General features: G+C 42.3%; 6 protein-coding genes. 4 read left to right on the forward strand and 2 right to left on the reverse strand.

Features of this window, described 5'->3' with window-relative positions; genetic code table 11:
* Positions 1–168: 168 nt before the first annotated feature.
* A complete protein-coding gene (locus F6K38_RS30350) occupies positions 169–1,932 on the reverse strand; it encodes a carotenoid oxygenase family protein (protein ID WP_287358791.1) in 1,764 nt (587 codons plus the stop codon).
* A gap of 288 nt (positions 1,933–2,220) precedes the next feature.
* On the reverse strand, positions 2,221–2,376 hold the full coding sequence (locus tag F6K38_RS30355) for a hypothetical protein (protein WP_161603207.1): 156 nt from the start codon (positions 2,374–2,376) through the stop codon (positions 2,221–2,223).
* Between the two features lie 1,176 nt (positions 2,377–3,552).
* Here F6K38_RS30355 and F6K38_RS30360 point away from each other — a divergent pair.
* The 4 genes from F6K38_RS30360 to F6K38_RS30375 all read left to right on the forward strand — a co-directional run bounded on the left by F6K38_RS30360 (position 3,553) and on the right by F6K38_RS30375 (position 6,820).
* Positions 3,553–3,807 (forward strand): hypothetical protein, encoded by a 255-nt coding sequence (locus tag F6K38_RS30360; RefSeq protein ID WP_008190286.1) that lies wholly within the window; start codon positions 3,553–3,555, stop codon positions 3,805–3,807.
* Positions 3,808–4,351: 544 nt separating this feature from the next.
* Positions 4,352–4,558, forward strand: a complete 207-nt coding sequence (locus F6K38_RS30365; RefSeq protein WP_008190289.1) for a hypothetical protein — start codon at positions 4,352–4,354, stop codon at positions 4,556–4,558.
* Positions 4,559–4,775: 217 nt separating this feature from the next.
* Complete coding sequence (locus tag F6K38_RS30370; protein ID WP_008190292.1) at positions 4,776–5,777, forward strand: ABC transporter ATP-binding protein; 1,002 nt, start codon at positions 4,776–4,778, stop codon at positions 5,775–5,777.
* Positions 5,778–6,031: 254 nt separating this feature from the next.
* A complete protein-coding gene (locus tag F6K38_RS30375) occupies positions 6,032–6,820 on the forward strand; it encodes an ABC transporter permease (protein WP_044495341.1) in 789 nt (262 codons plus the stop codon).
* The last annotated feature ends 124 nt before the right edge of the window (positions 6,821–6,944 follow it).

Here is a 6,944-nt window from a genome sequence, read left to right on the forward strand (position 1 = left end):
TAGCGTGGCCATAGGCCAAAGCTTACCTGTTTTATTCAAAAGCATTTAAAGTAGCGTGGCACAGGCTTCGACGCTGGGACTTAACCCATAAGCTGATAGCTGATACGCGACGCGCTGATAGCTTACCTCCCGACTCCCGACTCCCTACTCCCTATTCCCTTTACTATATTACTTTCTATTAAAAATATCCTTGCGTTGGTTGAATAAAAATTCCCAAGGAACTACCATTATACTCCGTAAATCGGATTCTAGTCTATTCACTTTGTAGGTACGTGGAGCAGGAGTCACCTCCTCAAAATAGTCTGAATGTAAGCTGAAGCCAAAAGTTACCTTGTCTGGGAGACGAATTTTAGCAATTGGTCCATTGCTGATATTATCAGCAGTAAATAGCCAAGCCTCCAAGCTATCTGGGGTCAACACAGTAGTTAAAAGATACCCTTGGTTTTGGGGAATGAATTGAATACTATTTAAAATACTTCCTACAGGATACACATAAAAATCAAGCAATCCCTTGCCTAAATCACACACATGGGTGTCAGGGTTTTGTTCCTGTTCTTGTTTGATCTGCTCAGTCAGTTCTTGCCAATTCGTGTCTAGAGGAATTTTAGCGAGAACTGAAGGTAAGTCCTGTTGAGGAAGTTGATCATCCCTTAGAACTCTGTTTTTACTATCCCGAAAACTAAGATATTGACGACGACAGATAAACTGTTGGTAATATCCAGCATAAACTTGATAGAGAGCAGAGTATCCCTTTTCCGCCAAGAATTCTCGTGGATCAGCAGTGAAGAGGGTTGTGGTAAACCATCCTGGATGGACAAAGGTTTCTTCACTAATCACTTGAGTATCTTGGATCACCACTTTGCGCAAAACGCCAGGATCGAAACCAAACATCCAAGGGATACCATAATAGTCTTTATCATACTTCTCACCACTAAAGTGTTTCACATCATCCGGTCGCAAGGCTTCAGTGAGGCTAATTGTTGCTTGCTGGATCCCAACTAAATGGATATTGCCATCGATATGATGATAGTTACATAAGAAGTGATAGCTATCCCCATCAAACGTGACTAAACGGGATGGAACAGTTTCCTGGTCTGGTTTGAGTTCATCACGATCAACGATATAAATCTGTGTTTTTGGATAAGCTTTCAGAGGCGGAATCTTGACTCCTAATAGCATTGCCAATCCCATTTGGAATGGCATATCTGGAATCATAATACATTTTTCAGTTACTATCGCTGAATGAGGACTCCCCTCCAGAACTGTTCCTTCTAATTCCCAGTGTTTTAAGGTTCCTTCCCCATCCCAGGTTGTAATATAAACAGCACTGATCATATCAGTGAATAAATCCCCTGGATTGGGTTTAGATTTTAACTCACAAGTAATCAGTTGTTTGGTTTTAGGGTCAACTAATGGGTGGGCTGTATTGGCTACCATTGGGAAGAATGATAGGGGAACAGAAACCACATGTTCGTCAAAATACCCGATTGGGGTTATAGTATCAAGGGTGACTGGATCGACTTCCCAATAACGTCCTGCATCCGCCGTCAATATCAGCCTGCCGTTCATATTGACAATGGCTGTGTTAGCAATTTCTGACACCCCTAACGGACTGATGACTGCGGGAAAAAATCCTTTTGATAAATTGTATATGGGGAGGATCTTATGCCAAACACTATCCCAGGTTTTTAGTCTTTTACTGTAAACCTTGATTTTGCCATTATCACTCTTGAGATCCCATTTAATAATTACCCCTTCACCGGCAAATAGATGACGCTCTTTCTCTCGGTGATAAGGAGCAACAATAAAAACATAACCGGATAAATTTTCTGGCCAACTCCCCTCAATTACTGGGGCATCAAACTCTCCCAGTGTTGAGCGGCTAAAGTTTTTGACATTGACCTTGGATGTAGAACTTGATTGGGCTACCATCTTTTTTTACTTAGTCAATAATTTTAGTAAGCCGTAAGCTTTCAGCAGTCAGCTATCACTCAGTTTTTTAGGTTGAGGGATTAACGGCTGGATGCTTAGGATTTTCATATCTTATTTTATTAAAGAGTAAACTAGTCTCTTAAGTGTAATAATCGGAATTTTCTTAATAAAAATTTATAAAATTCATTGGGGTAAGACCCATCAGTCGCGAAGGGTGTAATGGGTCTTACACTGAACACTAGTCTCGGTGTAACTGTCCGCCAAAACTAGTTTATAGCAGGGTTTAGACTAGGTTTTTTTCAAGGCAATGATGATACTGTATTGTCGGACAACTGCCAGAAAGTGGTCGAGAAAAGAGGTAATATCTTCCTCGGTTTTAGCTGATTTGTCCGACTTACTCCTAGATTTGTCATTGCGCCATACCTCTATAAATAGCCTGAGCAATTTCCTTACCCATATCTGTAGGATTGTGGGTTTTAGTTAAGTTTAAATTCACTGGTACAGTGGGAATCTTGGTACTATCTTGCCAATTTAGAGGTAGTCCCTTCACCTTAAGCAAACGGGATAATTATGCTTCCACCGCTGCTTGTAAGCGTACCCGTTCTAGTCGATTCAGGTCAATTCCTTCGTAAGCATTCAGCCGTCAGCTATCAGCTTTCAGCTGTCAGCTTTCAGCTTATCGGCTACGCGCATATGCTTACAAAATCTCGAACTATTAAATTCTCCCGTTTGAGGTTGATCTTAAGCTGACGGCTGACAGCTGACGGCACCTCAAGTAGCGTACGCGTAGCGCATATGCTTACCTTAAATTATACCAAAAGAAGTTTACAAAAGAGGTTTATTTTAAGCTGAAGGCTGACAGCTGACAGCTGTTCGCATAGCGTGAGCTAAAAGCTCACGGCTGAATACTTACATTCCTTCTATGCTTAGCTCTGGGATTTTAATGGTAATGTTCATATTAAGGAAAGGGAGTAGGGAGTAGGGAGTAGGGAAAGGCAAGAGGCAAGAGGCAAGAGGCAAGAGTTAATCAACTATAGAGGGATTTTGGGTTATGTAAAAAAAACGGTAATCAATAAATACTAGATATAACTATCCAAAATTATCTAATTTTAATTATTTGCTGACCCTAATCTCAGCACTTTTGCTATCCTTACTTATCCTAACTCTGTCAAATAACTCTGTCAAGCGGAGCTATAACTGTAGACTTATTTATCAAAAATAATTACCGTTTTTTCCCTTACCGAAAATCCCGATTCCCGATTCCCGATTCCCGATTCCCGATTCCCGATTCCCGATTCTATGTTACCTCAAATTAGCATTTAACAAAATTAATGATTAAATTATATGTAAGCATTCAGCCGTCAGCCGTTGGCCTTTGGCCACGCTACTTGAGGTGCCGTCAGCCGTCAGCCGTTGGCCTATTGAATGCTGAATGCTGAATGCTGAATGCTGAATGCTGAATGCTGAATGCTGAATGCTGAATGCTGAATGCTGAATGCTAAATGCTAAATGCTGAAGGCTGAATGCTTACAATTATATTAAAATATATGTAAGAATTTGCACAAAGTTTATTTTTATGTTTAAATAATTAATGAACACTAACGTCCTAATTTTAAGGCGATGTACACCAATTTCATTGTTTCACCTTTTCCGAATCAATCTAGTGAAATAATTCTCCCAGCTTCTCATGGGTTTTATCCCTACCAAGAACCAATTAAACATACCTTGACTGGTTCTAAGCGGGCGATTTATATCACAATCAGGAATTTGCAGACTCTGGGCTATGCCACAGTCAGCGAGTGGAGTCCACTCCAACGGACCTACAATCCTGGGGAATACATTTGTATTTTGCAGCGCAATCTGATTCTAGATTAAACTTATAACGTAGCTGGGGGGTCTTCCCCCCAGGTGCGACAGTTAAGACTAGTTTATTGGTTTTGTACTATGCCTTGTTATGAGGGGTCAGAGCCACAGAGGGGTTTAGCCTAAATTCCTCGTAAACTAGAATTAATCAGTAGATGCTACATCGCCTTAAATTGCTTTACGTTTGTAGTCATTGCCTTGAATTGGTTTACGTTTGTAGTCGTGGAAGTATTTTCCACGGCTATTTTTTTTGGTCTTGACTGGTAAGCTATCAGCGCGTCGCGTATCAGCTATCAGGTATCAGCTTTCAGCTTTCAGCTTTCAGCTTTCAGCTTTCAGTTATCAGTTATCAGGATTCAGCTAATGCGCTACAGATGGTGCTACTTGAGGTGCTTTTGAATCAAACAGGTAACCATTTTTTTAATATGAGTTACGTCTGCATTAGGCTGACCGCTGACCGCTGACCGCTGACCGCTGATAGCTTACTGGTCTTGACTGTGGAAGCTGGTGTGGATAGTGTGGAATGTATTCTGGTGAAGGTGAGCATAGGTCAAGCATGGGTGAATGGCAGGAAAATAATTCACGGCATCTGAGTGCGGCAATGTTCTGCTTGCGATCGCGTTTGCAAGAATTAGCTCAAGAATTAGCTGGAGATGAGTCGGTAGGCCCAGAAGCGATTAGCCAAGGGGAAGCTGCCATGGCAGAAGCTGAAGCCAATCATCCCCGACATCATCTCAAGCTGGGTATCTTTGATAAGATATAGCTTTTGTGTCTGGGTTGTGAAGATACTCTCAAAGGCAACAGGCAAGAGGCAAGAGGCAAGAGAGCCTCAGTTTTATTCTCCAATCAAAAAAGACCATGCAGGTTTACATCATCTGCTTAGCAGATGATGTAACAAGAAAAATTCGACAACCTTAACCCTACTCCCTACTCCCTACTCCCTACTCCCTACTCCCTACTCCCTACTCCCTGTGTCCTTCATGTCTATTGTTATTGTCGAAAACCTCAGCAAAATCTACCCAGTAGCAATCAAACAACCAGGACTAAAAGGTACCTTAAACCATTTCTTCCGCCGTACCTACCGTTCAGTCAAAGCTGTCCAAGACGTTTCCTTTGAAATTGGCTTTGGAGAAGTGGTCGGATTCTTAGGGCCTAATGGTGCTGGCAAAACCACTACTCTCAAGATGCTCACTGGACTGATTCATCCGTCTAAGGGTCGAGTCAGAGTTGTGGATTACATTCCCAAACGACGTCAACCAGGCTTTTTGAAAAAAATTACCCTAGTTATGGGGCAGAAGCAACAGTTGCTTTGGGACTTACCAGCCCTAGATTCCTTGAGAATCAATGCCGCTGTCTATGGTATTTCTGATACTGACTATAAGTATCGAGTTGGGGAACTTACTGAGATGCTCTCCCTAGAAGGGAAACTCACTCAGCCAGTAAGAAAACTCTCCCTAGGAGAGCGCATGAAAGCGGAACTACTAGCAGCACTGCTACACCAACCCCAAGTTCTATTTTTAGATGAACCTACCTTAGGATTAGATGTCAATGCTCAACTGGCCGTGCGGGATTTCTTGCGGGAGTACAACCAACGCACAGGAGCAACAATACTCTTAACCAGTCACTACATGGCCGATATCACTGCTCTTTGCCAACGGGTGCTACTAATCCATGAAGGTCGGCTGATTTATGATGGCTCTCTAGACGGATTACTTGACCGCTTTGCTCCCTATCGTGAGATCACGGTAGAACTTGCCCAGCCCTTACCTGAGGTAAAGAATGGCCAGGAAATGTCTTTACAGCGCTATGGTGAACTCAAAGAAATAGATGGTCACCACGTGCGTTTCCTAGTGCGTCGGGAAGTGCTTACCGAGACTGTGGCTCGGATTCTCGCTGAGCTGGAGGTGATAGATTTAAGCGTAACTGACCCTCCCATTGAAGAAGTTATTGGTCGTGTTTTCCAGGCAGGAGTAGTAGAGTGAACTTTGCTGCAAAGGTTAGCTGGTTAAAGGTTGTCGGTCATAATGCAGAATTAAGAATTAAAAATTAAGAATTAAAAATTAAGAATTTAGAAGGCAGAATTAAGAATTAAAAATTAATAATGTAGCCTTAATAATGCAGCCTTAATAATTAATAATTTAGACTGTAAAATTTAGATTTTTTTTGATTGGAAGTTCCCGATTCCCGATTCCCGATTCCCGATTCCCTACTCCCTACTCCCTACTATCTAAAATAAATGAAGCGCGTCCTAAGAATCGTTAAAACCTTCCTGAGTGTTTATTACGCCCATATGATGGAATATCGGGCAGAAATATTTTTTTGGGTACTGTCGAATCTGTTACCTCTGATTCTAATGGGGATTTGGATCAAGGCATCCCAAGAAGCAGAATTTGGTCTGAATTCTACAGAATTTGCCCGTTACTTTATCTCAGTGTTTTTTATCCGCCAGTTCAACTTGGTATGGGTTATTTTTGAATTTCAAGAACAAGTGTTGCAAGGGAAACTTTCCCCACGATTACTACAGCCAATTGATCCAGTGTGGCATCACGTAGCCGCTCACTTAGCAGAACGATTTATCCGTATGCCGTTTAACCTAGGGCTAATCGGTTTGTTTTTTATGCTGTATCCCCAAGCAGCTTGGCTACCGAATCTTGGCAATTTGTTACTCGGTTGCCTGGTGGTAGCAATGAGCTTTGCCCTACGCTTTTTGATGCAGTATACCTTTGCCATGTTCGCCTTTTGGACAGAACGAGCTAGTGCTATTGAAGAATTATCATTTTTGCTCTACTTATTTCTTTCTGGGTTAATTGCTCCGTTGGAAGTCTTTCCTCCTTTGGTACGGCAAATTGCCCAGTGGACACCCTTCCCTTATTTGATGCACTTCCCAGCAGCACTATTTATTGGTTTACCAGTGAATGTGGTGGGGGGAATCTTGATAATTCTAGGTTGGAGTTTGGTATTTTTCCTAGTCAACCGCTGGTTATGGCGTAAGGGGTTAAAGCATTATTCTGGGATGGGAGCTTGATCTTATCTTGCATTCAGCCGTCAGCCGTCAGCCCTCAGCCCTCAGCCCTCAGCTAAAAGCACCGATTGCGCTACGCGCACGCTGCGCGAACAGTAGCGTGCGCTATGGGCATAAACTGTTCGGT

The organism is Moorena sp. SIO3B2 (assembly GCF_010692525.1).
Classification (GTDB): domain Bacteria; phylum Cyanobacteriota; class Cyanobacteriia; order Cyanobacteriales; family Coleofasciculaceae; genus Moorena; species Moorena producens.

Coding starts and splice junctions, on each gene's coding strand:
- F6K38_RS30350 (WP_287358791.1), bottom strand. CDS start 1,932: ATGGTAGCCCAATCAAGTTCTACATCCAAGGTCAATGTCAAAAACTTT.
- F6K38_RS30360 (WP_008190286.1), top strand. CDS start 3,553: ATGTACACCAATTTCATTGTTTCACCTTTTCCGAATCAATCTAGTGAA.
- F6K38_RS30365 (WP_008190289.1), top strand. CDS start 4,352: ATGGGTGAATGGCAGGAAAATAATTCACGGCATCTGAGTGCGGCAATG.
- F6K38_RS30370 (WP_008190292.1), top strand. CDS start 4,776: ATGTCTATTGTTATTGTCGAAAACCTCAGCAAAATCTACCCAGTAGCA.
- F6K38_RS30375 (WP_044495341.1), top strand. CDS start 6,032: ATGAAGCGCGTCCTAAGAATCGTTAAAACCTTCCTGAGTGTTTATTAC.